General features: G+C 71.0%; 26 protein-coding genes. 4 read left to right on the forward strand and 22 right to left on the reverse strand.

What is annotated here, in order from left to right:
* The 9 genes from E1281_RS18995 to E1281_RS19035 form a co-directional block, all read right to left on the reverse strand.
* The coding region (locus E1281_RS18995; RefSeq protein WP_207943358.1) for a HAMP domain-containing sensor histidine kinase at positions 1–1,280 on the reverse strand (1,280 nt) is incomplete at its 3' end.
* Entirely contained in the window at positions 1,277–1,975 is a 699-nt protein-coding gene (locus E1281_RS19000) for a response regulator transcription factor (protein ID WP_131880018.1), read from the reverse strand. The genes E1281_RS18995 and E1281_RS19000, both read right to left, overlap by 4 nt.
* A 28-nt stretch (positions 1,976–2,003) precedes the next feature.
* Complete coding sequence (locus E1281_RS19005) at positions 2,004–2,861, reverse strand: ABC transporter permease (protein ID WP_131880020.1); 858 nt, start codon at positions 2,859–2,861, stop codon at positions 2,004–2,006.
* A complete protein-coding gene (locus tag E1281_RS19010; protein WP_131880022.1) occupies positions 2,861–3,784 on the reverse strand; it encodes an ATP-binding cassette domain-containing protein in 924 nt (307 codons plus the stop codon). Before E1281_RS19010 ends, E1281_RS19005 begins: the two co-directional genes overlap by 1 nt.
* A 271-nt stretch (positions 3,785–4,055) precedes the next feature.
* The gene (locus E1281_RS19015; protein WP_131880024.1) at positions 4,056–4,811 is read right to left on the reverse strand and encodes a hypothetical protein; all 756 of its coding nucleotides are present in this window, start codon (positions 4,809–4,811) and stop codon (positions 4,056–4,058) included.
* Between the two features lie 284 nt (positions 4,812–5,095).
* On the reverse strand, positions 5,096–5,698 hold the full coding sequence (locus tag E1281_RS19020) for a GTP cyclohydrolase II (RefSeq protein ID WP_131880026.1): 603 nt from the start codon (positions 5,696–5,698) through the stop codon (positions 5,096–5,098).
* A gap of 346 nt (positions 5,699–6,044) precedes the next feature.
* A complete protein-coding gene (locus E1281_RS41265) occupies positions 6,045–6,398 on the reverse strand; it encodes a nuclear transport factor 2 family protein (RefSeq protein ID WP_207943359.1) in 354 nt (117 codons plus the stop codon).
* A gap of 206 nt (positions 6,399–6,604) precedes the next feature.
* The gene (locus E1281_RS19030) at positions 6,605–8,440 is read right to left on the reverse strand and encodes a glycoside hydrolase family 15 protein (RefSeq protein ID WP_131880030.1); all 1,836 of its coding nucleotides are present in this window, start codon (positions 8,438–8,440) and stop codon (positions 6,605–6,607) included.
* 329 nt (positions 8,441–8,769) lie between these two features.
* Positions 8,770–10,038 (reverse strand): ferric reductase-like transmembrane domain-containing protein, encoded by a 1,269-nt coding sequence (locus E1281_RS19035; RefSeq protein WP_165959000.1) that lies wholly within the window; start codon positions 10,036–10,038, stop codon positions 8,770–8,772.
* Between the two features lie 230 nt (positions 10,039–10,268).
* On the opposite strand from E1281_RS19035, the gene E1281_RS42615 reads away from it, so the two are divergent.
* Entirely contained in the window at positions 10,269–10,403 is a 135-nt protein-coding gene (locus E1281_RS42615; RefSeq protein WP_279433627.1) for a hypothetical protein, read from the forward strand.
* A gap of 185 nt (positions 10,404–10,588) precedes the next feature.
* Here E1281_RS42615 and E1281_RS19040 read toward each other — a convergent pair whose 3' ends face one another.
* The 4 genes from E1281_RS19040 to E1281_RS19055 all read right to left on the reverse strand — a co-directional run bounded on the left by E1281_RS19040 (position 10,589) and on the right by E1281_RS19055 (position 15,528).
* Positions 10,589–10,813, reverse strand: coding sequence for a hypothetical protein (locus tag E1281_RS19040; protein ID WP_131880034.1), 225 nt, complete (start codon positions 10,811–10,813; stop codon positions 10,589–10,591).
* A gap of 50 nt (positions 10,814–10,863) precedes the next feature.
* Positions 10,864–13,941, reverse strand: coding sequence for a type 2 lanthipeptide synthetase LanM family protein (locus tag E1281_RS19045; protein WP_131880036.1), 3,078 nt, complete (start codon positions 13,939–13,941; stop codon positions 10,864–10,866).
* A gap of 12 nt (positions 13,942–13,953) precedes the next feature.
* Positions 13,954–14,268 carry an NHLP leader peptide family RiPP precursor gene (locus E1281_RS19050; RefSeq protein ID WP_131880038.1) on the reverse strand — a complete coding sequence of 105 codons (315 nt, stop codon included), beginning with the start codon at positions 14,266–14,268 and terminating at the stop codon, positions 13,954–13,956.
* Positions 14,269–14,337: 69 nt separating this feature from the next.
* Positions 14,338–15,528, reverse strand: coding sequence for a hypothetical protein (locus E1281_RS19055; protein WP_131880040.1), 1,191 nt, complete (start codon positions 15,526–15,528; stop codon positions 14,338–14,340).
* Between the two features lie 529 nt (positions 15,529–16,057).
* Between E1281_RS19055 and E1281_RS19060 the strand changes: the two genes are divergently transcribed.
* On the forward strand, positions 16,058–16,882 hold the full coding sequence (locus E1281_RS19060; protein WP_131880042.1) for a site-specific integrase: 825 nt from the start codon (positions 16,058–16,060) through the stop codon (positions 16,880–16,882).
* Positions 16,883–17,004: 122 nt separating this feature from the next.
* On the opposite strand, the gene E1281_RS19065 is transcribed toward E1281_RS19060, so the two are convergent.
* The gene (locus E1281_RS19065; protein WP_131880044.1) at positions 17,005–17,568 is read right to left on the reverse strand and encodes an SDR family oxidoreductase; all 564 of its coding nucleotides are present in this window, start codon (positions 17,566–17,568) and stop codon (positions 17,005–17,007) included.
* Positions 17,569–17,584: 16 nt separating this feature from the next.
* Positions 17,585–18,067: a nitroreductase/quinone reductase family protein gene (locus E1281_RS19070; protein WP_131880046.1), complete on the reverse strand. Its 483-nt coding sequence runs from the start codon at positions 18,065–18,067 to the stop codon at positions 17,585–17,587.
* Between the two features lie 141 nt (positions 18,068–18,208).
* On the opposite strand from E1281_RS19070, the gene E1281_RS19075 reads away from it, so the two are divergent.
* Positions 18,209–19,075: an AraC family transcriptional regulator gene (locus E1281_RS19075; RefSeq protein ID WP_131880048.1), complete on the forward strand. Its 867-nt coding sequence runs from the start codon at positions 18,209–18,211 to the stop codon at positions 19,073–19,075.
* A gap of 197 nt (positions 19,076–19,272) precedes the next feature.
* Here the strand turns inward: E1281_RS19075 and E1281_RS19080 are convergent, their stop codons facing one another.
* The 3 genes from E1281_RS19080 to E1281_RS19090 form a co-directional block, all read right to left on the reverse strand.
* Positions 19,273–19,518: a type B 50S ribosomal protein L31 gene (locus E1281_RS19080; protein WP_131880050.1), complete on the reverse strand. Its 246-nt coding sequence runs from the start codon at positions 19,516–19,518 to the stop codon at positions 19,273–19,275.
* A gap of 2 nt (positions 19,519–19,520) precedes the next feature.
* A complete protein-coding gene (rpmG, locus tag E1281_RS19085; RefSeq protein WP_131880052.1) occupies positions 19,521–19,685 on the reverse strand; it encodes a 50S ribosomal protein L33 in 165 nt (54 codons plus the stop codon).
* 428 nt (positions 19,686–20,113) lie between these two features.
* Positions 20,114–20,455 (reverse strand): DUF5713 family protein, encoded by a 342-nt coding sequence (locus E1281_RS19090; RefSeq protein WP_131880054.1) that lies wholly within the window; start codon positions 20,453–20,455, stop codon positions 20,114–20,116.
* 531 nt (positions 20,456–20,986) lie between these two features.
* On the opposite strand from E1281_RS19090, the gene E1281_RS19095 reads away from it, so the two are divergent.
* Positions 20,987–22,018 carry an aldo/keto reductase gene (locus E1281_RS19095; RefSeq protein WP_131880056.1) on the forward strand — a complete coding sequence of 344 codons (1,032 nt, stop codon included), beginning with the start codon at positions 20,987–20,989 and terminating at the stop codon, positions 22,016–22,018.
* On the opposite strand, the gene E1281_RS19100 is transcribed toward E1281_RS19095, so the two are convergent.
* The 4 genes from E1281_RS19100 to E1281_RS41280 form a co-directional block, all read right to left on the reverse strand.
* A complete protein-coding gene (locus tag E1281_RS19100; RefSeq protein ID WP_131880058.1) occupies positions 21,993–22,922 on the reverse strand; it encodes an AraC family transcriptional regulator in 930 nt (309 codons plus the stop codon). The genes E1281_RS19095 and E1281_RS19100 overlap by 26 nt on opposite strands.
* A gap of 230 nt (positions 22,923–23,152) precedes the next feature.
* Positions 23,153–23,344 (reverse strand): hypothetical protein, encoded by a 192-nt coding sequence (locus E1281_RS41270; protein WP_207943360.1) that lies wholly within the window; start codon positions 23,342–23,344, stop codon positions 23,153–23,155.
* 104 nt (positions 23,345–23,448) lie between these two features.
* Complete coding sequence (locus E1281_RS41275) at positions 23,449–23,712, reverse strand: hypothetical protein (protein ID WP_207943361.1); 264 nt, start codon at positions 23,710–23,712, stop codon at positions 23,449–23,451.
* A gap of 18 nt (positions 23,713–23,730) precedes the next feature.
* A partial coding sequence (locus E1281_RS41280; RefSeq protein WP_207943362.1) for a hypothetical protein occupies positions 23,731–23,946 on the reverse strand: 216 nt, incomplete at its 5' end.

Consider the following 23,946-nt stretch of genomic DNA (forward strand, 5'->3'; position numbering starts at 1 on the left):
GTCATGCCGGGACCCTCGTCGTGGACTTCCAGGACGGCGACCCCGTCCTCGGTGCCGACGCCGATACGGACGCGCGTACCCGGCGGGGTGTGGGCGACGGTGTTCCCGACGAGGTTGGAGGTCACCTGGCGGAGCCTGGCCTCGTCCCCGAGGACCGGGGCTCCGCCCGGTGGTCCGCCGCCGGGGCCGGTGAGGGTGACGGGGCGCTGCGGGTCGAGGGCGCGGAGGTCGTGCAGCGCGTCGGCGGCGAGTGTGCGCAGGTCCATCGGGGTGAGGTGCAGCGGCACGGCGGTGCCCTCCTCGTCGAGGCGGGCGAGGAGCAGCAGTTCCTCCACCAGCTCGACGAGCCGGGCGGCCTCGCGCTCGATCCGGCTCATCGACGCGTCCACGTCGGCGCGCTCCGGCATGCCGCCCATCCGGTAGAGCTCGGTGAAACCCTTGATGCCGAACAGCGGCGTGCGCAGCTCGTGGCTCGCGTCGGCGATGAAGCGGCGCATGCGCTCCTCGGACGCGGCGCGGGCGGCGTCGCCCGCCTCGATCCGGTCGAGCATGCCGTTCAGCGCCGCCGACAGCCGGCCGAGCTCCGTCCGGGGCGCGGCGAGTTCCGGGACCCGGCTGGACAGCTCCCCGGCCGCGATGGCGGCCGCGGTCGCCTCGATCCGGCGCAGCGGCCGGAGCCCGCCCCTGACCGCGAACCACCCGGCGATGCCGAGCAGCGCCAGGACCGCGGAGTCGATCAGCAGGACCCGGCCGGTCAGCTGCCTGACCGTGCGGTTCACGACGCCGAGCGAGCCGGCCACCACCAGGCTGCCGTCCCCGCCGGCGCGCGGCACGGCGACCACCCGCCAGCCGTCGCCGCCGCCCGTCGCCGGCACGCGGAAGGGCCTGCCGCCGCGGCCGGCGACCGCCGCGGCGTCCAGCCGGGGCAGCTCGGGCGGGCGTCCCGCGGCGGCCCGGACGACGCGGTCGACGCCGCCGTCCGGGCCGAGGTAGGCGAGGTGGACGTCCCGGATCAGCTGCTGCTCCACGGTCGCGCGCACCTGCGGGACGTCCTCGACGGCCACCTCCGGCAGGGACGGCAGGCGCGCGGCCACGGTCGCGAGACCGCGGATCCGCTCGTCCACCTGGCCGACGAGATCGTGCCGGAGCTGGCCGATGACCAGGCCGTTGCTGCTCAGCAGCGCGGCGACCAGCAGGAGCAGGGTGATGCCCAGCACCCGGCCGCGCAGCGAGATCCCCCGGCTGCGGAGGGCGCCCGCGCGGTTCGCCGCGCCCCTCACTCGGCCGGCCTTCGCAGGACGTAGCCGATGCCGCGCACCGTGTGGATCAGCTTCGGCTCGGCGGCGTCCACCTTGCGCCGCAGATAGCTGATGTACGAGGCGACGATGCTGTCGTCGCCGCCGAAGTCGTAGCGCCACACCAGGTCCAGCAGTTGCGGCTTGGACAGCACCTGGCCCGCGTGCTCCATCAGCACCCGCAGCAGGTCGAACTCGGTCGGGGACAGCGGGACCGGCCGCCCGCCGCGCGTCACGTGCCGGCTGTCGGGATCCAGCCGGAGGTCACCGACGACCAGCCGGCCGTCCGGCTGCCGCCCGCTGGTGCGGCGCACGATGGCGCGGATGCGCAGGATCAGCTCCTCCAGGTCGAACGGCTTGGTGACGTAGTCGTCGCCGCCCGCACGCAGCCCGCTGATCCGGTCCTCGGTCGCGTCCCTGGCGGTGAGGAACAGGACCGGCGGAGGGCCGGCCGGCGCCGGCCGGCCCTCCCGGCGCAGCCGGCGGACGACCTCGAACCCGTCGAAGTCCGGCAGCATGACGTCGAGGACGATCAGGTCGGGCCGCTCGTGCCGCACGGCGGCCAGGGCCTCGACGCCGGTCGCGACCGCCGTCACGGCGTAACCGGCCAGCCGCAGGCTCGCGGACAGCAGCTCGCGCAGCGTGGGATCGTCCTCCACCACCAGGAGATGTTCCGCCATGGCCGCCCCGTTCCGATCGTGGTGTTCCCTAAGCGTCCCGCCTGCGGAAGACCAGGAACGCGGCCGCCAGCAGGACCGCGACGCACGCGGCCATCACGGCGAACCCCGGCCACGGGCCCAGCAGGTCCGGATCGCGGTAGCCGGTCGTGATCTGCCCGCCGGCGGACGGCGGCCAGTACTTCACCGTCCAGTCCGCGAGGCGCCCCGGCATCATGGGGGCGAACGCGGGCACGATCAGCAGCGACGCGAACAGGGAGGTCACCGTGGCCGTGGTGCTGCGGACCAGCGTGCCCGCGGCGAGCCCCAGCAACCCGGCGAGCGCCAGGTACAGCGCGCCGCCGAGGATCGCGCGCCACGAACCCGGGTCCCCGAGGGCCACGTGCGGCGCGCCCGCGCCGTCCAGGGCCGCCTGGCCCGCGGCGAAGCCGCCGAACGTCACCAGCAGCCCGGTCGGCAGCACGACCGCGAGCAGCGCGGCGGCCTTGGCCGCGAGCACCCTGCCGCGGTTCGGGACGGCGGTCAGCGTGCCGACGATGCTCCGGCTCCCGTGCTCGGCGGTGATGACCAGGCCGCCCAGCATCGCCAGCGTGACCTGCGCCAGCAGGTGGCTGCGCAGGCCGGCGGCCAGCGGGTCGAAGGCGAGCCTGTCCTCGGCCGTCAGCGTGGCGTACTCCTCCCCGGCCGCCGTGCAGCCGAGCCAGGCCAGAGCCGCTCCGAGGACGACGGTGCCCAGCAGGACGTACCCGGTCGAGCGCATGGTCCGGATCTTGATCCACTCGGCGTGCAGGCAGTGCCGGAACGTCGCCCGGCCCGCCGCGGGCGCCTGCCGCCGCTCCGGCCGCGGGACGTCGTGTTCCGTGCGCGCGACGGTGTCGCTCCGGCTCATCAGGCGGCCTCCGTTCCACTGGGGTACTCGACGCTGTCCCGCGTCAGATCCATGAAGGCCCGTTCAAGGGACGTGTGCCTGGGCGTGAGCTGGTGCAGTTCGACGCCGCCGGCCGCGGCCAGCGCTCCGATCTCGTCCGCGCCGAACCCGCTGACGACCATGGCGTCCGCGTCACCGCCGTCGCCGTCCCGGACGACGGCGCCCGCGGCCGCGAGCCGCCGGCCGAACTCCGCCGCCTGGGGACTGCGCACCAGGACCTCCCGGCCGGAGTGGGCGGCGATGAAGTCCGCCATGCCGGTATCGGCGACCAGCCGCCCCCGGCCGACGATGACGAGGTGGTCGGCGGTGAGCTCGATCTCGCTCATCAGATGGCTGGACATCAGCACGGCGCGCCCCTCGGCGGCGGCGCGCCTCATCAGCCCGCGGATCCACAGTATCCCCTCGGGGTCGAGCCCGTTCAGCGGCTCGTCGAACACGAGCACCGGGGGGTCGCCGAGCAGGGCGGCCGCGATGCCGAGCCGCTGCAGCATCCCCAGCGAGTACGTCCCGGCCGGCCGCCGCGCCACGTCGGCCAGGCCGACCTCCTCCAGCACCGCGCGTACGCGGCTGCGCGGAAGTCCGTTCCCGGCGGCGAGCGCCAGCAGGTGGTGGCGGGCGCTGCGGCCGGGCAGCACCGCCCCGGCGTCCAGCAGCGCTCCGACCGCCTTGAGCGGCACGGGATGCGCCGCGGCGGGCCGCCCGCCGATGGTGGCGGTCCCGGACGTGGGGGCGTCCAGCCCGAGGATCATCCGCATGGTCGACGACTTCCCGGCGCCGTTCGGCCCGAGGAAGCCCGTGACCTCCCCGGGGCGGACGGTGAACGTCAGGCCGTCGACCGCCAGGACTTCGCCGTAGCGCTTGGTGAGCCCGCAGACCTCGATCATCAAGTCTCCAGAGTGGGTGGCCAGAACGCACCGTCTCGTGCGTTCGGGACCGAGGCTGGCCGATCCGGCTGAGACCCGGATGTGCGACCATGTGCGCCGTATGTGAGCGCGAGCCCGGGAAACCCCAGGCCGACCACTGCGGTCACGCGCGGAGCCGTCTTCCCGGCGCGAGAACTCACAGAAACGTGCCGGAATGGCGATCACCCCCGGCGCGGGCGCTGCGCGGTCACGCGCGAGCCGGACCGTCCGCACGGGGAGCGGCGGGATCCGGTCAATCCTCGGGGAAAGGCGTCGCCGCCAGGAATCGCCCGCCGCGGAAACGGCTGAAGAACGCCTCCGGCATGAAGGTCGCGAACGGAACCTCGGTCGGAGGGGCCGCGGTTCGAAGGTCCGCCAGGTAGGCGTCGGCAGGGAGCAGCGCGGCGACCTCCGCGATCTCCGGGTCGCCGGACTCCAGGGCCGCGGGCACCGGCAGGGGGACCACGACGTTGTCGTGATCGCGGAACAGCGACTCCTCGCTCTCGTACATCCACGTGCTGAACGCCTCGGAAAGGTCACCGTCGCGGCACGTCTCAAGCGCGGCGGCGAGCCCGGTCGCCAGGTTGCCCAGCCAGCCGGCGAAACTCGGAGCCACCAGGGAGGCGTACGGGTCCCTCCAGAAGCTGAAGACCGGCCCCCAGGCCCCGGTCTCCGGATCGATGTCCACGTAGTACGTCGTAGAGGCGCCCATGCTGTCGTCCAGGACCCAGTTCGCGGACGTGTCCCTGAGCGGGTAGTGATCCCCGTCGATGGGTTCCGTGTGATTGGCGCGGTGATTGAAGTCGAAGCCGAAGCGGCCGAACGTGAGGCCGCCGACGCTCCTGAACAGCTTGCGGACGTCTTCAGGCGGACTGACCGGCCACGAGGACATCTCCGCGTCGGTCACGCTCGGCCCCAGGGCGACCAAGCCGCCGGCGTCCGACTCGAGCGCCTTCAACCGGGCGATGACCTCGTCCGCCTCTGCCCGACCCGCACCGTCGACCATCATCCCTCTTTCCGATCCTCTGTGGTGGACGGCCCGCAGGTTATAACGAGATCGCGATGGCCGGGCGGATATCGGGACGGTCCTGCCGGGGCGCAGCCGATGTGAAGCGGCGGTGAAGCGGCCAGCCGTTTCAATTTGAGGATCGACCGGGCGAAGAAAATCGACGGGCCCCCGAGCTGGAGCAGCTCGGGGGCCCGTCCGGTTAGCGTGGTGCAGCGTCTCGTCTGGGCGGACCGAGCAGTAGTCGGCTGCTCAGGGCCCAATCGGCGCCCGCGTACTCCGTGCGGTCAGCCGGAGAACGTGATGTCGCCGAAGTCCACCTCGTATCCTCCCTCATCCCGCTTCATTCGAAGTTCGGGATAAGCGAGACTGCTGACCTGGTAGGAGAGCGGCAGCCGGGCGACCACGGAATAGCCCATCTCCTCCAGAGCCGCCCGCTTCGCCGGGTGGTTCGACATCACGCTGATCGTGGCGCCGACCCCGATATCGGTGAGCGCGGTCTTGGCCAGAGAGTAGTCCCGCAGATCGCGGGGCAGTCCCATCGACTCGTACGCGGCGAAGGAGTTGACCCCCTCGACCCGCTGCGTCTCCATGCCATGGATCTTGCTCAGCAGACCGGCACCCCGGCCCTCCTGGAACAGATAGATGACCGCACCTCGGCCACGCTCCTGGATCACCCGCATCGCCGCGTCGAGCTGGGCCGAGCAGTCGCAATCCAAAGCGCCGAGGGATTCGCCGAACAAACAGGCCGAATGCAGCCTGACAGCGGTCTCCGGAAGGCCGAGATCACCCTGACGAATGCTGAGGCACCGGGCGCCTGATCCGTCCTCGTGTAATGAGACCGGGAATGTCCCACGCCCCGTCTCGAGAATCGTGGTAGCCAGTATCATGTTATTCAACCTTTTCTCTCGTTTGTTGAACCGCAAATGCGGTCTACGTCCCAGACAGTCCGTTACGCGAACGCCTTGGCAACCGTGCTGGCCGGACCTTCCTCCACCGCCACAGCGGTGGCGGGGGCGTGGCCAGGCAGGATGTCCGCCAGAGTTATCGGTGGCCGCACATGAGCGGCGCTGCGGATCAGCACGGTCGACCAGGACGACCGTCCGGCCCTGGACTGGCTCTGGCCGTCGCACCGGACGGCCGTCCGGCTCCCGTGTCGTTCCGCGCCGCCTCGATGACCGAGTAGCCCGGCGGGCCGCGGCCGAGCGCGCGGTGCGCGAACCGTGCGCCGACGAGCTAGTGGCCGTCGGGCTGGTCGGGGGCGAAGGGCCACTCCTCGAAACCGGCGCAGCGGCCGTCGGCGTCGAAACGCAGGACCCACAGGTCGCGCCAGCGCGACGGGTCGCCGCCCAGGTAGTCGACCTCCACCCGGACCACGCCGATGTCGCCGTCGACGGCCAGTATGTCGCTCGTCATCGTGAACGGCTCGTCGGGACCCTCGCGCTCAGCGTCCCACCAGGAGGCGAGCCGGGGGAGGCCCACGATCGGCTGTGCCCACGGTGACGGCAGGTACGAGACATCGGGTGAGAACAGCTCTGCGAGCGGCTCGGCGCCTTGCGTACGCCACGCTCGCTCGTATCCGGAGACCACCGTTCGACTGCAGCTCGCTCCACGGGCACCATCGTGCCACTCCCGGCCGTCCTCCGCGGCTGACCGGATCGGCGCGCGGGGGACGACCGCACGCTCCCGCAACCCGCACGGTGGTGAAGACGCCCCAGGGGGCCTCGCCCGGCCCCGCACCGAGCCGACTCCGGGCCTCCAGTCGCCTGCGGCGCCGAAGGCGACGGGCCGGTCGGTCATCCCGTCCTTCGCTCCCTCGCTCGGGCGAGGGTGACGCCGCTGGCGATGATGCCGATGTGGCTGAACGCCTGGGGGAAGTTGCCCATGAACGTGCCCGTCGTCGGGTCGATCTGCTCGGACAGCAGCCCGAGCGGGCTGGCCCGGGAGCACAGCGAGGCGTACAGTTCCTCGGCCTGCTCGATGTGGCCTTGCAGGGCGAGGTTGTCGACCAGCCAGAAGCTGCACAGCAGGAAGGCGCCCTCGTCGCCGGGCAGGCCGTCGGGTGACTGGTCGTGGAGGTAGCGGTAGAGCAGGCCGTTACCGGCGGACAGGCGTTCGGCGATGGCCGCGGTGGTGGCCGTCATCCGCGGATGGTCGGCCGGGACGACCTTGCGCAGCGGCAGGGCGAGCAGGCCGGCGTCCAGGCTTCCGCCGCCGTCGAGGTGCTCGCTGAGGCTCTGCGAGCCTTCGTCCCAGGAGTGTTCCAGGATGTGCCGGCGTAGCTTGTCGGCGGCCGTGCGCCATGTGGCGATCGGTCCGGGGAGGGAGAGTCGTTCGCCGATGGTCGCGGCGCGGTCGAGGGCCACCTGGCACATCGCTGCGGAGTAGGTGAAGACCCTGCCTTCGCTGCGGACCTCCCAGATGCCCTGGTCGGGCTGGCGCCACGCGCTCGCGGCGGTCTCGGTCAGCCGCGCCAGATCCGACCACAGCGCGGGGTGGAGGTCACCGCCGGCGAGCAGCCACTGGTCGGCGCAGTCCAGGACTTCCCCGTAGATGTCGTGCTGGCGCTGGTCGGCGGCGCCGTTGCCCCATCGCACGGGTGCGGAGCGCCGGTAGCCCTCCAGTCCGGCGTCCTGGATCTCCTCGGGGACGGGATCGCCCCGCAGGGTGTACATGATCCGCGGCCGCCGGCTGTTCTCGAAGGCGTCCAGGACCCAGCCGAGGAAGGCGTCGGCCTCGCCGCCGAAGCCGACGCGGCGCAGGGCGAACACGGTGAAGGCGGCGTCCCGGATCCAGGCGTAGCGGTAGTCCCAGTTGCGGACCCCGCCGATCGGCGCGGGAAGCGAGGAGGTGGGGGCCGCCACCAGTGAGCCGTTGACCCAGTCGTCGCACAGTTTCAGCGTGATCGCGGAACGCCGCACCAGCGGCTCCTGCGGGCCGCCGTAGCTGAAGTTCCGCATCCAGCGGCGCCACGCATCGGCGGTCTCGGCCAGCACCGCCCTCGGGTCGAACCGGTGGTGGCGGTGAACGCGTCCCCAGGACAGCGTCAGATCGAGACGATCACCCCGCTCCAGCTCGTGCACGGTGTGCAACCCGGTCAGCGGACGGTTCGAGCGCAGGTGCAGCCGCAGGTCCGGCCGCCGGGACGCCCGCACCTCCAGGCCGCTGGCCAGGGCCCGGGCCTGCGCGCCACCCCGGGGCCGCAACTCCGCGCGCAGGCGGACGGTCCCGTCCAGGACGCGGGCGGACCGGACGAGCTCGGCCCGGCTCGCTCCCGCATCATCGGACAGATCGGCGCCCGCGCGCAGTCCCAGCGCATCGGTGATCTGGACCAGGCCGGTCGTGCCGCGCATCTCGGTCACCAGCACGGCGGTGTCGGGCTCGTAGAACTGGCGGGCTTCTCGTAGATGCTCGATGGTCAGGGCGAAATGTCCGCCGTGTTCGTGGTCCAGCAGCCCGCACAAGAGAGGGTCGCTGTCGAAGCGGGGCAGGCACAGCCAGGGGATCGCCCCGTTCAGGCCGACCAGTGCCGTCGTCGCGCCGTCCCCGATCAGGCCCAGGTCCTCCAGCCGCGGATGGCCCTGCCACTCCCATCGGCGAACCGGACGGAACGGCGGATCAGGATCGAGCATGACGAACTCCCCTGCGACGGACCGGCCGCACTGGTCATCGCCCTTCCGTTTCCACTCCCACCGCCGCCCACGCGCGAGTTGGACGAGTCTTTGCGAGGTACCGGTCAGGCGACGGGTGTCCGCTGATCGGCCGGCCCGCCCGGAGTACTCAGGACGTATGGGTTTGCGGGAGCCGGTGTGGGGCGTCACGCCGGGACTGGGCCTGGGGGCGCACCGAAGGCTCATGCGTTCCTTGCGGCCGCGAAGACCACCGAGGCGAGAACCAGTAGGGCCCCGACAAGGAGGACGGCGCGCGTCGTGTAGACGTGCCGCATAGGTACACCCTCCGATCAGACGAAGACGAACCGTTCGGTGTGTATATGCGCCGTCGGCACGCCGACTTCGGCCAGGATGGACTCCACGGCGTCGAGCATCGGTGTCGGCCCGCAGATGAAGAACTGCATTCGCGGGTAGCGCTCGGGCAGCCGCCGCCGGAGGAGCGGTCCGTCGATCCGACCCCGCTCCCCGGTCCAGTCCGAAGGCGGGTCTTCCAGCACGAGCACCAGGGTGAGGTCGAGCCGTGACTCCAGTTCGCGGACCTCGTCGAGAAGCGTGGCGTCCTCACATGTCCGGCTGGCGTAGAACAAATGGCATGGCCGCGGGTCGTCGCGGTCGGCGAAGGTGCGGAGCATACTGAGCATCGGGGCGATGCCGATCCCGCCGGCGATCAGTACGAAGCCCGGCCCCTCGTTGCGGTCCGGGGTGAAGACGCCATGGGGACCGTCGAGATAGGCCCGGGCACCGGGCCGCAGCTCCGTGATGCTCCTGGTGAAGTCGCCCAGCGCCTTGATGCTCATCTGCACACTGCCCTCGGCCTCCGCGCTTGAGGAGAAGGAGAACGGGTGCTGAGTGAGGGCGAACGGAGAACGCTCCACCGTGATCCACCCGAACTGTCCGGGCTCGAACCCGAAACCCTCGTGCCCGACCGGACGCAAGGTGATCGTCGTGGCGGCGCCACGTTCGGCGGTGACGTGCGCGACCTCCCACGGCCGCCGGAGTCGCCGCAACGGCCGCACCAGGCGCACCCAGACGATCAGGCCGACGAAGGCGGCCGTCATCACCGTCCACAGCACCCGTTTCCAGGGAGTGTCGACGTACCGGCCCACCAGCACGATGTGCGCAAGAGCGAACAACACCGACGCGATGGCCAACACGGTATGCAGGATCTGCCACGCTTCGTAGCGGAGGCGCAATCGACGCCTCCAGGCCGAGGTGAGCACAATGGCCAGCAGGCAGACCGCGGAGATGACCGCGAAACGGGCCCGCCATGGCGCCGTGAAAGGATTGAAGAGGCCGACCACGCTCGCGTCCTGCACCATCAGGAGCAGCGGATGGGCCAGGATGAAAGCCGTCGCGACCGGTGATATCTGCCGATGAAATTGCACCACCGCATCTTCCCCGAAGGGCGCGACCATGCGCTGGAAGCGTGCGACGAGAGCGAACTGAAGTCCCATCATGGACAGTCCGACGAATCCCAGAGCCACCGAGAAGTCGACGAGGAACCCGCGCGCGGGTGGACTGTCGCCGAGCACCGCGAAAAGCAGGGGAACGACGGCCACGGCAACGTACAATCCGATCCAGAAAACTCCTCGAACCGCCAGTGGCATCGCGCCCGAATCCCCCTCTGCCCCAGGTCGGAGACCTGCGGGTACTCCCCGGATCCAGTGCGGTCTACGCCCTACGGACCTGAAAGTGCTGTTCAAGTCGCCATGGGCCGCCGTGGGGAATGGGGTAGCTGTCACCGGGTAGGGCGTGCGCGGGGGGAAGAATGCTGTTCACCTTTGCTGTCATGACCCGCACGCTGGGCTACTACTTCGAGGCCGGTCACAAGGTCATGCTCTCCATCGGCTTTGTGGCGCTGGTCGTGCTCGTGCTGTGGCGCATCGTGATGATCCGGCGGCGCACCCGAAGACGTCGCCGGTAAGGCCCCGCGGGAGAACCCGCCGCGAGGATGTCGGCGTCCTGCCGCGCCCGCCTCCGGACGGGACGAAGGCGGGCGCGGCTCGGGTCAGCGGGGGCCGCCGGACCAGGTGGGACCAGGCGGCGTCGGGCCGGCGTCGACGTGGACGGCGGGGTCCTCGGCGCCGGGCGCGACGGCGGTTGCGGCGATCAGATCTTCACCGCTCCCGGATCGCTCGGTACGCCCTGATCGCTCTGGTACTTTCCGGCCTCGACGGTGTCGGCGTTCACGTTGACCCTCGCGGCGTACGCGTTCTTGGCGTCCTTCGTGAACTGCGTGCTCTCCCCGTGGCTCGGATGATGGCTTTGCTTCCGGTAGTAGGTGACGGCCTGATGCGTCCCCGCCCGCATCGTCTGAACCATGTACTTCGCCATTTCTCTCTCCCTGCCATTGTTGTTCATACCCGACGGCATGTTCGGCTCCGTCACTCCCAGAGCAGGAGTGCGGGCAGCCTCTCCGGCTCGGCGAGCCGCAGTAGCTGGTATCCGATCCCGGCCGCTCCCTGGAAGAGCCCGGGGTTGTCGACCGCGCCCTTGACGCCGAAGTCGAAGGAGCCGCTGCGCTCGGCCCGGTCGAGGACCTCCCCGGCGATCGTCCGCGCGGCCCGTTCGAGTTCCGGCCGGTTCCGCCGCCTCGCGGTGCTCAGCAGGAGCTCGGTCCGTCCCATGGCCCCGCAGCACAGCTGGTCGCTGCGTTCGGCGGAGGCCGCGAGCGTGGCCGTGACGGCCGGTTCGACGTCGCGCCCGCTCGCGGCGTCGCCGGCCAGGTCGGCGCAGGCGAGCCGGGCCAGCCCGATCCCGGGCGCGCCCTGGCACCACGACGATCCGAAGGCGGGCGCGCCCCCGTCCGGCAGCCGCAGATCGGGCCAGTTGCCGCAGGCCGGGTCGAAGAGCGCCGTCTCGTGGGCGATGCCCTCCAGCGCGGCGCGGCGCAGTTCCTCCCGCCCGGTCGCGGCGTACAGGCGCAGGAGCGCATACCCGATGCCGGCGGCGCCGTGGGAGAAGCCGGTGAGATGGCGGCCCTGCGGGTCCGCCCAGGCCGGCGCGCCGGTCGGCGCGGCGGTTCGCCGCCGGAGCAGGAGGTCGCCGCACACCGTGGCCTTGGCCAGGAGCGGCGGGGCGCCGGTACGGGCGTGCAGGGCCAGCAGCGACAGCAGGGTGCCGGCGGCGCCGGCGACCACGTCGGACTCCTGGATCGCGCGGAGGCGGTCGGCGGTGAGCAGGGCCGCGACCCGGTCGGCGGCGTCGAGCGGTCCGGGATCGTCGAGGAACTCGCCGACATGCGTCAGGGCGAGGATCAGCCCGGGGAGGCCGACGGCGCCGCCGGGTCCCATCCGCGCGGCCGTCGCGCTGAACGTCCCGCGCTGCAGGGCCGTGCGCAGCGGCCGCATCGCGAGGCGCGCGAGGTCGGCGTAGCCGGACCGGCCCGTCTGCCGGCCGAGCGCGGCGAGGAAGAGCGCCACTCCGCAGGTGCCGTCGAACAGGCCGTAACCCATGAGCCGCGGCGTGATCGTCCGGTCGCGGCCGAGGTAGGGAGCGGTCCAGGTGGCACCGTCGACGGCGACGATGGCCCGTGCTCTCAAGCCGTCTCCGATCGCCTGCGCGGCGGACACCAGGTCGGCGGCCGAGGGGACGGCAGGGCGCCCGGCTCCGGAGGAGAGGTATGAGGTGCCGCGCGCCGCGGCGGCCTTGGCCCCGACCGAGCCGCGGATGAACGCGATCTGCCGCGCGAGGTCCCCGTCGCCGAGCGCGAGCAGTCGGTCGACCGCCGCGAGGTGGCCGGGCCGGACCAGGGCCCTGCGGACCTTCGTCCCGTCCTCGCCGAACAGGTCCGTTCCGTCGGCCCTGGCGAAGAACACCGGGATGTCCATGCGCTCAAGGGCGGTGGTCTCGCAGGCCGAGAGCGCCCCCAGCGAGGCCGGATCGGCGTCGGTCGGCGCATGCACGGCCAGGACGTCCAGCTCGGCCTTCCGGGCGGCGCCGTCCCGCAGGCATTCGGGCCTCAGTGAGCGGTGCAGGACCAGCTCGTAGAGCCGGGTCTGCCGCAGGATGACGCGGACGCGCCTGCGGGCGATCGCGGCGACCGGGCCCCTGGCCGCGAGCAACTCGCCCTGGAGTCGGCGGAGCTGCGCGTACATCGACCGGAAGCCGTCGATGAGGTCGTTCTCGTGCCGGACGAGCGGGACGTTCCCGCCGTCGGCCGCCGGGCCCCGTCCGGGCCGTCGGGCGAAGTCCAGCGACATGTGGTCGGTGTTGATCCGCGACCACTGCGGTGTCCAGAAGCCCGCGGACTCGCCCGGCGTCCAGCCGAGGCCGCTGGAGTCATGGACGGCGCCGTCGGGACCCGTGTCGTGGACCGGGAGCAGCCCGGTTCCGAGCACCGAGCGGTCGAGGCCGGGGTCGAAGCCCCCCGCGTGGGGCTCGTCGCCGGTCCGGTTCCGCAGGCGGGGCGTGAGCAGCGTCTCCAGGTCGACCAGGACGGGGTGCTCGCCGGCGCGGACGATGTTCTCGTAGTGGAGATCGTTCGCCGACAGGACGTACGCCACGCACAGCAGCATCCCCGCCTCGCGGAAGTAGCGGCTCGCTTCGGCGGTGTCGCGCCACGGGCGGGCCTGGACGAACTCGACCCACCCGTAGGTTCTGCGGGCGAGCATCCGCGGCGCCTTCAGCGGCGGTAGCCCCGTCCGCTCGTTCAACCATTCCAGGAGCTCACCGAACGCGTGATCCATGCCGAGGTCCTTGGGCTTGTGGAGGACCGACACTCCCGAGCCGAACGACACGTGCGTGACGGCGCGTCCGCCGCGGTGCGTGTCCGACAGGTAGGGCCGGATCCGCACCACCGGACCGAGATCGGGGCGGCCGGAGCCGAAGACGCTGCGGATGCGCCCGCGATCGCGCTCCAGATGGTCCAGGAGCTCGGAGAAGGCGTCGACGAAGAGCAGGATGGCGGAACCGACGAGCCGTCCGAGCACGCAGTACTCGGCGAAGAAGCGGGCGAGCCCGCCGCCGGTCATCTCGGCCAGGAACGCGTCGTAACGACGTGTGGGCGGGCCGCCGTCGTGGAACTCGTCGAACAGGCAGGCCAGCGAGGACTCGCCGGCCACCCGGAACAGCGAGAACTCCAGTTCCAGTGCCTGTCCGCACAGGTGACCGAGTCGCCGCCGGAGCCCGGACTCCAGGTCGAGGCGGGCCGATGGCGCCAGCCTCGCCCACCCGGAAGGGCATCGCGACGCGAGCCTTCCGGCGGCGACTCGGACGAACGGTTCGTAGAGCGGCGCGAAGGGAGTCGCGGCGCACTCGTCACGGTCCCGTTCGTCGTCCTCCGCTCGTACCACGGGGCTCAGGTCGAGGCTCTCCTTGAGCACCGCCGCCCATTCCGGCATGCCGGCCTCGCGTGGCGCGGGCTCCCTGCCCGGCCCCGCCCGGGCGATCAGCTCGCGCCAGTCGACGATGTCGGTGTTCGGACGGCCCCTGTCGAGCGGGCACAGAGTGGAGGATGTCACTTCGGGCCCCCGCTACCCGCAGTCACACGGCGAGGTGATCGCCGTGGAGGTGACCGTCGGGCACACCGGAACGGACCGCCCCGCCGCCAGTTCGTTCTCGGTCAGCGCCTGGAAATGGTCGCGCTGGTGGGGCAGCAGCAGGTACCGGACGTCCGGGTGCTCCTCCAGGACGTGGACCTCGACGTGAGCCGGGATGTCCGTCCCCAGTTCCTCCGCGAGGACCCCCTTCGGGTCGTCCAGCAGCCGGCTCCTGTAGTCGGAGTCCTTCCAAGCGCGCGAGACGATGCGCGCGATGAACGCCTCCCGCTCGGTGAACCGCGTTGTCATGATGTCCCCTTCCTGTTCACGCCGCCCTACGGACGGCGGCGATGGTGGTGTCGGCGCGCCGCCGCGGTGTCACTTCGGCGCGTTCTGGTAGTTGGCGCCCCAGATCTGGACGTCCCCCTTGGGGAGCTTGTGCTCCACCGAGAGCGTGCCGTCGTCGTTGTGGTGGTACTCGGTCCTGTGGCTGGAGGACGCGGACGCCGAGAAGAACGGCCACACCCCGCCCGACGCCTCGGCGGTGATCTGCTGCACCTGGCTCTGGGAGTAGGTGGCGTGGCTGGTCACGGTGAGGTCGTAGTCACTGACCAGGACGAGCTGGGACAGGCGCCGGGCCAACTGGCCGTTGGGCTGGGCGAAGAAGGAATCCCAGTCGCCCGCCGACGCCTGCGGATCCCAGACGTCGGCGCCCTTGTTGTTGTAGGCCCTCATGTACTCGTCGGACTGGAACCAGTCCATCGGGTGAGTGACGAGGGTGGAGTACTGGCCGATGCGCCCCTTGACGGTGAGCGAGCTCTCCGAGGCCTGCTTGTTCAGCTGGTCGAAGCTGCCGGAGGCGCTCGCGGAGAAGATGTCGTAGAAGCCACTCGCACTCCCCATGACGGTGGTGTGCTGAAGCCGGGACTCCATCGATTCGGAATTGAAGTCGATGGTCGCCTGGCCGCCCGTATTCAGGCCCTGCCGAGCGGCTTCGATATTCGCCGAGTAGACGAACAGCCGGTACCGTTCTCCGTCCTGCCGGACGAACTCCTGAGTGGCCGCGGGCGCTGACAGCGCGTCCAGTGCCCTGATCAGCGGGGTATTGGCCTGCTGCTTGAAGACGGCGATGGCGGAGGCCTTCTGGCCGGGGTTGAGCATGCGGTCGGCCCACTGCTCGAAGAGGGTGGCCTGCGTCAGCGTGCTGGTGGGGTTCTGCTTCCACCAATTGTCGCGGTAGTCCAGCCAACGGCTGTACTGGTCCCCGAGCACGGCCGGGAGATCGGTCCCGCCCTCGGAACGCAGCGCGCCGAGGAGCATGCGGTAGGCCGAGGACCGCTTGGACAGGCCGGTCGGGTCGAGGTAGGCCACCGACGCGGACGGGATGACCGCGTCGGACATGAGGTAGAGGCCGCTGGAGTCGTTGCTCTGCAGGCCCAGCGTCCCCTGCGCCAGCAGGAACGTCGAGGTGTCGAGGTTGAGGGCCTGCGCCACGACGTTGTACCAGCCGGCGTTCAGCTTGATGACGGTCTCGGCGATCTGGTCGGGTGCGGCGGTCGGCGTGGACATCGGACCACTTCCCTTCTTTTCGGAATCCGGCCACCCTTCTTGGCGGCCGGTCTTCGGTACGACAGCTATTCTTCGGCGGAGCCGGCCGACATTTATACGGCATGCTCCGGCGGCAGTTACCGACCGTTCGGTGAGAAACAGAGCAATCCCCTTCGGGGCAAGTGCCGTTCTCGCCGATGCGTCGATCAGCAACTCCGTCCTGTCGCTTCCTCAGCTAACACCGCTCCGTTTCGTGGAGGGAAGTGGTCGACCTGAGACTTTACCCACCGATGCCGCGGCGAAGGGTTCTCTTGGGAGGTGCGGATGTGAGGTTTAGTGGTGCCCGTGGCCAGTCATACATATAGCTGCGAGCAACTCGCCCGGCCCCTGCTGAAGTGGCAGATAATGTGGATTACCTGCCACGGCAATGGGGGTTTGTATCCAGGCAGGCAGTATTTACTGACCGGCTGGATAAAGTTACGTACCGCATCTGGGGGTCCCGGTGTACAGCAGCACGTTCCCAGCCCGGCGCGGCCGGACCGCCGGTCCGGTGCCTCTCCCGGCCGCCGTCGGCGACTACCTCGACTCGATCCAGGTGGCGACCACCCGCGCCTGCTACGCCGAGACCCTGGGGCGGCTGATCGACGTGGTCGGCCCCGGACGCCCGGTCTGCGAGTTGACCCCCGAGGACTACGCCGCGGTGATGCTGCGCTGGGACGGCGCGGCGGCCGCGACGTGGAACCGGCATCTGTCCGCGCTCGGCTCGTTCACCGCGTGGGCGCAGCGCCGGGAGATCCTTGCGGCCAACCCGGCGCGGCACCTGAGCCGCCGGGAGCCCGCCCGCCGCGGGGACCGCCGCCTCCCCGAGGCACTGCTGCGGACGCTGCTCACCGGCGGCGGATACGCGCTGCGCGAGCGCACGCTGTGGACGCTGCTGTACGAGACGGCCGGGCACGCGCAGGCGCTCCTGGCGCTGAACGTCGAGGATCTGGATCTCGGTTCCCGGTGCGCCCGGGTGGCGTCCGTCCGGCGTGCCGCCGAGTACGTCCATTGGCGGGACGGCGCGGCCGACCTGCTGCCGCGCCTGCTGGCCGGCCGCGCGTCCGGGCCGGTGTTCCTGACCGGCAGGCGGGCGCCCGCCTCCGGCAGCCGGGCGCCCGCGCCCGCGGACGCCGATCCCGGCACGGGCCGCGGTCGGCTGTCCTACTCGCGAGCCGAGTACCTGTTCAAGACGAGCACGGCCGCGCTCGATCCGCGCGGCCGCGGATGGACGCTCGACCAGCTCCGGCGCACGGCCTTGCGCTCGGCGGAAGCCGGAGGGCCGGCGGGCCCGGCACCCTTCGGGCGCACCGGACCGGACCGCTTTCCGGCGTAGGTTTCTCCGAACGCCCGGCCGCCGCGTTCGGTGTCGGTACGGCGACCGCGCACCGCCACCTCACCGGCGCGGTCATCGGGGTGCGGGGTAATGAATCGCGGTCGTGCTGGACATCGGTGCGGTCAGGTTGTGACGAGTCCTTGCGCGTATCCGCCGTCGACCGGGATCTCCGCGCCGGTCGTGAAGGTGGCCTCCACAGCGAGGAATAGAGCCGCCTGGGCGATTTCGCCAACGGTCCCTGCCCGGCGGAGTGGTGTTACCTGGTTCCCCTCCTCGACGAAGTCCCTGCGTTGTTCGTCGGTGAGGCCCTTGACCCCCATGGTGGGGGTCATGATGAATCCGGGTGCGACCGTGTTGACTCGGATCCGGCGCGGCAGAAGTTCGAGTTCCGCGATCCCGTGGTTGACGAAGAGGTAGTCGACGTCGCCGAGGTGCTCGTCGACCGTGTCCGCCAGCTCGGCGATCTCGGTGAGGCTGCCGGCATCGGAGCCGACGAATCGGACTTCGCCGTTCCCTTCGAACTCGCTGTTGGCCTTCTGGACGTTGTCCTGGTTGCGGCCAGTGGCCAGAACCTGTGCGCCGCGGTCGGCGAGTGCCCGCACGATGCCCAGGCCCATTCCGTGAGTGCCTCCCGTCACCACCGCTTTGCGGTCGGTCAGGTCTCGGCGGGGTGCTGATGTCGTCATGTGGTCCCTCCCGTGTTCAGTACTGATGGATGACGTCGAGAACGACGACGGGGATGGTTCGTCGGGTACGCCGCTCGTAGTGGTCGCGATAGACGGGCGCGAGGGTGGCCATGAGGCGCCAGAGGCGGTCTCGTTCGCCGCCTTCGGCGGTGTGTGCGCACACCAGGAGCCGCTTGCTCTGTACCTGCACGTGAGCGACCGGCGTGGCGGCCAGATTGAAGTACCAGTTGGGATGGCGCTCCGTGAGGGCGGAGCCGGAGGCGACCAGGACCAAGCGGTCGTGGTCGGTCCCGAAGAACAGGCCGGTGCGATGTAGGGTGCCGCTCCGCCGCCCGACGGTGGTGAGCACCAGGTTGGTCATCCCGCCCTCGTTGTAGCCGCTGCGGCCGTTGGTGCGGAGGTAGCGCCGCACGTGCTCCGAAACAGACGGATCCGGACTGTCGACGGCCTGCGTGTCGTAGAGCTTGATCCAGTCCTCTGGCTCGCCGTTGTCCCGCATCCGCGTGATCGATCGGAGGGGGGCTTCATCCGGCTGAGGTCCTGCGGCGTTCTCATTCATCGTCTCCACGATGTCGGCGGGGAGTGAGACGGAGAACCGCTGACTCGATCAATGATCCGTTCGATCGTCTAGAGTCATCATGTGGATGCCCTCTCGACACTGCTGCACGAGATACGGCCCCGCGGCGCCTCGTTCGAGCAGCGGACCCTCCATGCGCCGTGGCCCGTGGAGATGAGCACGGACGCCCCGCTGATGCTCGTCACCCTGCTCAGCGGACATGGCGCGTTGCGATCCAAGGAGGCTGAAGGGACCGCACTCGGAGCCGGCGACGTGGTGCTGCTGAAAGGCGGCGGTTTCGAGTTCGCCGCTCCCGGCGAATCCGGCGGGACGCCGGCGGTGAGCCTTTCGGGGACTTTCGCCGTTCCCAGCACACTGTGTTTCCGGGTCCTCGACGGGCTTCCGGACGTGATGGTCGTCCGGGCGGCCTCGGTCTCCCAGGTGGTGGAGATGGTCTCGGTCGAGATGCGGGACCGACGGCCCGGTCGCCAGGCCGTCCTCGACAACCTTCTGAGCCTGCTGTTCGTGACCGCACTGCGGGAATGGCTTGATCGGCCCGGGTCGAGCGTGCCTCGGTGGTACCGGGCCCAGACCGATCCGGTCATCGGCTGTGCTCTGGCCCGGATCCACGAAGAACCCGAGGTCCCCTGGAGAGTGGAGGATCTCGCCAGGCTGGCCGGGGTCTCCCGGGCGACTTTCGCTCGCAGGTTCTCCGAAATGGTCGGAGAGCCACCGATGGTCTACCTGGCGTGTTGGCGCACCTGCCTGGCGGCCGACAGGCTCGAACAGTCCGACGAGACGCTCGACGCGATCGCCAGACGCGTCGGATACGCCGACGGCGATGCCTTGAGCGTGGCCTTCAAGAGGATCCGCGGCGTGCGCCCTGCCGAGCACCGCGCCGCCGCGCTCGCACTCGCCGAGCCGGCGCTGGTGAAGACGAGCCCCGCGTAGTCACGGGCGAAGCTCCGCTCGGCCGCGAGTCGCGTGCTCCCCGGATGACGCCGCACGGCACGCACGGGCGCACCCTCGGCGCCAGTAGCTCTTGGGCTCGGACGCCGGGGGCGAACCGGCGCGAGCGCGCCGGTTCGAGTGCGTCGCCTTCCCGCCGAACTCCGGCTCGTCGCCGGTCTACTGTCGGCGCGCGGCGGTCAGCGTCCCCCGTAGCGCTGCTTGAAGCGCTCGACGCGGCCGGTGGTGTCGAGCGTGCGGCCACGGCCCGTGTAGAAGGGGTGGCTCGACGAGGACACGTCCACGTCGATCACGGGGTGGACGTTGCCGTCCTCCCACGCGATGGTCTGGTCGCTGGTCGCCGTGGAGCGGGTCAGGAAGGCGAAGTCGGCGCCGCGGTCGCGGAAGACCACAGGGCGGTAGCCGGGATGGACGTTCTTCTTCACGGTCAGCGTTCCTCTCTGTAGAGCACGTGCCGCCGGACGCTCGGGTCGTACTTGCGCAGCGTCAGCCGGTCGGGGTCGTTGCGCCGGTTCTTCCGGGTCACGTAGGTATGGCCGCTACCGGTGGTGGACCGCAGCTTGACCACCGGCCGCAGCTCGTTGCGAGCCATCTGATCTCCTCTCGAGCTCCACGATGATAGCGATAACGATTTTCGTTCTCGCCAAATTCCGGCGTCCGTCCCCGTGGTGCACGACCCGGCCGCGCGCGTCGCCTGCCTGCTGGCTCCCGGCGAACCGGCGACCGCGGCCTACGACCCGTTCACCGATCACTTGGTCACTGCGGAAGGCCGCTGACCGGCACTGACGCAGGAGCGGCCTGGTCCCGTCCGGTTTCAGTCCTGGAGCCAGGTGTCCCGGGAGTCCGGGCCGACGAGCCACGGGCGGCCGTCCGTCGGGACCAGGGCTCATCGATGAACCAGACGCCGGGTGGTGTGCCCACGGCCAGCCAGCCGATGGCGGGAACCAGCATGATGCCGATGAACCCGCATTTGCGCGCCTGGACGCCGCCGATGTGTCATTGGCCGGGGTGCTTCTCGCGTTACCAGTTCCGCCCGGCGATCAACTCTTCGTGATCGGCGTCGGCGAACCCGTAGGCCTTCGCCACGAACCAGAACTCCTCACCGATCATCTCTCGCGCGACGGTCTCGATCTCACTGCCTGCTGCGTCGAAGTCGGCTTCCAGTGCGTTGAACTCTTGCGTTGCGGCATGAGTGAGCACGTACAGTGCCGCGAGCTCAGACGGCTTGGCGGCTTCGATCCGCTCGCACATCCTCCTCAGGATTGCCGCGCCCTTGTCGACGACGTGGTCCGGGTAGTGGTCGTCCTGGTACATCCCTTCGAGAAACGTGTGACCGGCCACCTGCTGGTTCGTGAGCGACATCGCAACCTCCTATAGGGCTTCAAGCGGTGGGACGATCCTGCCCGGCGCCACCGCTCGGTTTCCGGATCGGTGCCGAGTGGGACGGGTGGGAGCGACAACACGGGGAGGTCGAGCCGTCCGTCCAGCCATGCGTCCAGGAACTCGGTCGTCGTGATGTTGAGTTGCTGCACCCCGTTTCCGCAGAGCACGACGAACCACTCGGCGGGATCATCGGCCAAGGGCAGCCACCAGCAGGTCTCTCCGCCGGAGAACACCCCCACAGCAGAGGCTCCGCGAGGTCCTCGCCGGCTCGTCGTAGATCGGACGGCCGAGCGCCGGAACCGGTCACGTTCACACCTTCCCGCCCGGTCTTCGAGCCGGGTCGTCCACGCCAGCCCGGCATTGCGGGATCACCCTAACGACGCAGGGGTCACTGACGCCGCCGAGACACCGCACGATCCTGCAACCCGCACGGTGGTGAAAGACGCCCAGGGGGCCTCCCCAGCAGCATCGAAAGCGGAAGAGAAACGTTCTCACCTGCGAGGAGACCTGATGGCGGACCACCCATCGCGGCGGACAGTGATCAAGGGCGCCGGCGGCGTCGCGCTCGCGACGGCCGGCTGGACGGCCGCGGGGACGGGCGGCGCCGCGGCCGCGGCCGGCCCGCGCGACCTGCTCACCCGGCCGTTCCCGGGCACCGGCGAGCGGGTCCCGGCGGTCGGCCTGGGCACGTTCATGACGTTCGACCGGCTGCCGCACACCCCGCGCGCCCACCTGCGCGAGGTGCTGCGCCGGTTCCACGCCGCCGGCGGCCGGGTCGTCGACACGTCCGCGCTCTACGGCATGTCCGAGACGAACGTGGGGCTGTTCGCGCGGCAGCTGGGCATCACCGACCGGCTGTTCGTGACCGACAAGAGCTGGGTGTGCGGGGACTACCTGAACGACGTCTCCCACGCGCGGCGGCAGTTCGAGCAGTCCCTGCGGCGCCTGCACCGGCGGCGGCTGGACGCCGTCCAGGTGCACAGCCTCACCAACACGCCGATGGTGCTCCCGTTCCTGCGGGAGCTGAAGGAGGAGGGACGCATCCGCTACCTGGGCGTCACCCACCACGAGATCCCCGAGCAGGCGGCGGCGGTCGAGCGCTGGATCCGCACCGGGGACCTGGACGTCGTGCAGGTCCGCTACTCGATCTTCATGCGGGAGGCGGAGCGGCGCATCCTGCCCGCGGCGGCCGACCACGGCACCGCCGTCATGGTCAACATGCCGCTGGAGAAGGCACGGCTGCCCGAGCTCGTCCGCGGGCGGCGGCTGCCCGGATTCGCCCGCGAGATCGGCTGCTCGACATGGGCGCAGTTCTTCCTCAAGTACGTCCTGTCGCACCCGGCGGTGACGTGCGTTCTTCCGGCCACGACCGTCCCCGCGCACGCCGAGGAGAACGCGGCGGCCATGCGCGGCCCACTGCCCGACCAGGAGACGCGCGCCCGGATGGTGCGGTACTTGGAGTCGATTTCGGGGTTCGCCGAGCTCGACGGGCGGCCGTGGTACCCGGGCAAGGAGTTCACCGGCGGGCAGGTGAAGCTCTAGACGCGAGGCTCGGGGCACCGGCGCGGTAGCGGGCCGGGGTTGCGCCGTACCGGCGGCGGAACGCGGTGGTGAGATGGCTCTGGCTGGACAGCCCGACCCGGTACGCGATGTCGGCGATGGGCAGGTCGGCGCGCTGGCGCAGCAGCCGGGCGGCCCGCTCCAGCCGCCGTTCGGTCACGTACCGGTGAGGCGAGAGGCCGGTCGCGGCGCGGAACGCGCGGGCGAAGCCGTACCGGTCCATCCCGGCGACCCCGGCCAGCGCGTCCAGCCGCAGGTTCTCGCCGAGCCGGTCCTCGATGTGGTCGAGGACCGCGCGCAACGTCCGCCCGTCCAGGCGCGCGGGCCGCGGCGGGGCCGCCCGGCGGGCCGCGCGGCCGGAGTAGCGCCGCACGAGGTGCAGCAGCACGGCCGTGGAGACGCTGTCGGCGAAGAGCCGGTCGGCGGGACCGTCGCCGGTACCCTCCGCCGTTCTCTCCACCAGGGCGGCGGCCATCTGATGGAGGAACGGGTCGGGCCGGTTGGTGTGCGGGATGAACTCGATTCGCGCGGGGTCCCCGAGCGGGCCCAGGGCCTCCGGGAGGTCCGGGGCGAGGCGCAGCGCGGCATAGGTGATCGTCGAGTCCCGGTAGAGGGTGCGGCGGGCACGGCCGGCGGGGATGAAGGTCGTCGCGCCGGGAAAGTCGGCGCTCTCCACCGGGCGCTCGCCCTCGACGGCGGCCGTGGTGTGGCCGCCGTCGCAGGAGAGCGTGATGAACAGCAGGTGGTCGGGGCGCCGGGTGAGGCCCTCGGCGCCGTCGGCGACCCGCCAGCGGACGTGGTCGACGCCCAGGCCGTCCCAGTCCGCCGACCGCCGCCACAGATCATTCCCGCCGTACTCGTGGACGACCGCTGCGCGCTTGCCCATCGAACCTCCCAGCCTTTCGAGGCCACCGAATCCCCCCGGGGCGAAAGCCGCGATAAAGCCGACCGGCGTTCCCGGCCGGGCACCCACCGGGGGTCCACGCGGGGAGTCCCGGCCGTGGGCCCTACCGGTTGCGCGATCGGCGCCAGAGCGCGCCTGACGCGGTGGCGGAGACGGCGAGGATGCCGAGGCACCAGATGACGGCGCTCCACCAGTAGCCGTCTCCTTATGCTCTACCGTAGGAGTGCGGTGTCGGTCGGGAGCGCTATCTGGCCGGTGACGAACTCGCTCCACAGGCCAAAGCGCAGCTCCGCGCCCGCGGGTGCGGTGGTCTCGGCGAAGCCGACCGCCCGGCCGTCGGCCACGCGGGTGGCGCCGAAGGACAGTTCGAAGCGCGCGGTGCCGGCGCGCTGCTCCGGCGGCACCGGGGTGGGCGGCAGGATCTCATCCAGCGTTCAGCGGTGCTCGTGCCGGTACGGCGCCGACGCCCTCTCGAAGGTCTGCTCCAAGATCACGCCACCTTCCGGGATCACGACCAGGGCACCGAGCCGTCGGCGGTCCGGCTGCGGCGGTCGAACGCGACCGTGACGCCGCGCCCGGCGCTCCGGGTCGCGGTCACGGAGATCCCGTCCAGGTTCTCCGGGCCTTCGACGTCCGGCTCATAAGGCCGCTGGGGGCCGCCCGGTGCGGGGTCGGGAGGCGGATCCTGCGCTGCCCGGGCCGTCGGAGCGGCCGACGTGACCGTCGCGACGGCTGCGGCGAGAACGAGACCGGTACGTGCGGTGAACTGCATGCATTCCTCCGTAGTTCGTTATCTCGGTCGCCGGGTGCGCATCAGCAGGAGGAAGATCAGCGCGACGCCGCCGGCCAGCAGGAGCGGCGCTCCGATCCACAGCACCGGTCCCGGCCGAAGCAGCGCCGACCACGGGCTCCCCGCGCACCATCGATGCCGCACCCGGCAAGGCCGGCGCGAGCACCAGCACGACGATGACCGCCGCTGCGCGGCAGACCATCCCTGCCGACATTC

The organism is Actinomadura sp. KC345 (assembly GCF_004348515.1).
Taxonomy (GTDB): domain Bacteria; phylum Actinomycetota; class Actinomycetes; order Streptosporangiales; family Streptosporangiaceae; genus Spirillospora.

What these genes read in the sequence shown, in the direction of transcription:
- E1281_RS19065 (WP_131880044.1), bottom strand. Translation starts at nt 17,568, where the DNA reads ATGACGACATCAGCACCCCGCCGAGACCTGACCGACCGCAAAGCGGTG.
- E1281_RS19005 (WP_131880020.1), bottom strand. Translation starts at nt 2,861, where the DNA reads ATGAGCCGGAGCGACACCGTCGCGCGCACGGAACACGACGTCCCGCGG.
- E1281_RS19070 (WP_131880046.1), bottom strand. Translation starts at nt 18,067, where the DNA reads ATGCGGGACAACGGCGAGCCAGAGGACTGGATCAAGCTCTACGACACG.
- E1281_RS19040 (WP_131880034.1), bottom strand. Translation starts at nt 10,813, where the DNA reads ATGGCGAAGTACATGGTTCAGACGATGCGGGCGGGGACGCATCAGGCC.
- E1281_RS41275 (WP_207943361.1), bottom strand. Translation starts at nt 23,712, where the DNA reads ATGCAGTTCACCGCACGTACCGGTCTCGTTCTCGCCGCAGCCGTCGCG.
- E1281_RS19095 (WP_131880056.1), top strand. Translation starts at nt 20,987, where the DNA reads ATGGCGGACCACCCATCGCGGCGGACAGTGATCAAGGGCGCCGGCGGC.
- E1281_RS19055 (WP_131880040.1), bottom strand. Translation starts at nt 15,528, where the DNA reads ATGTCCACGCCGACCGCCGCACCCGACCAGATCGCCGAGACCGTCATC.
- E1281_RS19020 (WP_131880026.1), bottom strand. Translation starts at nt 5,698, where the DNA reads ATGATACTGGCTACCACGATTCTCGAGACGGGGCGTGGGACATTCCCG.
- E1281_RS19010 (WP_131880022.1), bottom strand. Translation starts at nt 3,784, where the DNA reads ATGATCGAGGTCTGCGGGCTCACCAAGCGCTACGGCGAAGTCCTGGCG.
- E1281_RS19090 (WP_131880054.1), bottom strand. Translation starts at nt 20,455, where the DNA reads ATGTCGCTCACGAACCAGCAGGTGGCCGGTCACACGTTTCTCGAAGGG.
- E1281_RS19050 (WP_131880038.1), bottom strand. Translation starts at nt 14,268, where the DNA reads ATGACAACGCGGTTCACCGAGCGGGAGGCGTTCATCGCGCGCATCGTC.
- E1281_RS19030 (WP_131880030.1), bottom strand. Translation starts at nt 8,440, where the DNA reads ATGCTCGATCCTGATCCGCCGTTCCGTCCGGTTCGCCGATGGGAGTGG.
- E1281_RS19100 (WP_131880058.1), bottom strand. Translation starts at nt 22,922, where the DNA reads ATGGGCAAGCGCGCAGCGGTCGTCCACGAGTACGGCGGGAATGATCTG.
- E1281_RS19015 (WP_131880024.1), bottom strand. Translation starts at nt 4,811, where the DNA reads ATGATGGTCGACGGTGCGGGTCGGGCAGAGGCGGACGAGGTCATCGCC.
- rpmG (WP_131880052.1), bottom strand. Translation starts at nt 19,685, where the DNA reads ATGGCTCGCAACGAGCTGCGGCCGGTGGTCAAGCTGCGGTCCACCACC.
- E1281_RS19000 (WP_131880018.1), bottom strand. Translation starts at nt 1,975, where the DNA reads ATGGCGGAACATCTCCTGGTGGTGGAGGACGATCCCACGCTGCGCGAG.
- E1281_RS42615 (WP_279433627.1), top strand. Translation starts at nt 10,269, where the DNA reads ATGACCCGCACGCTGGGCTACTACTTCGAGGCCGGTCACAAGGTCATG.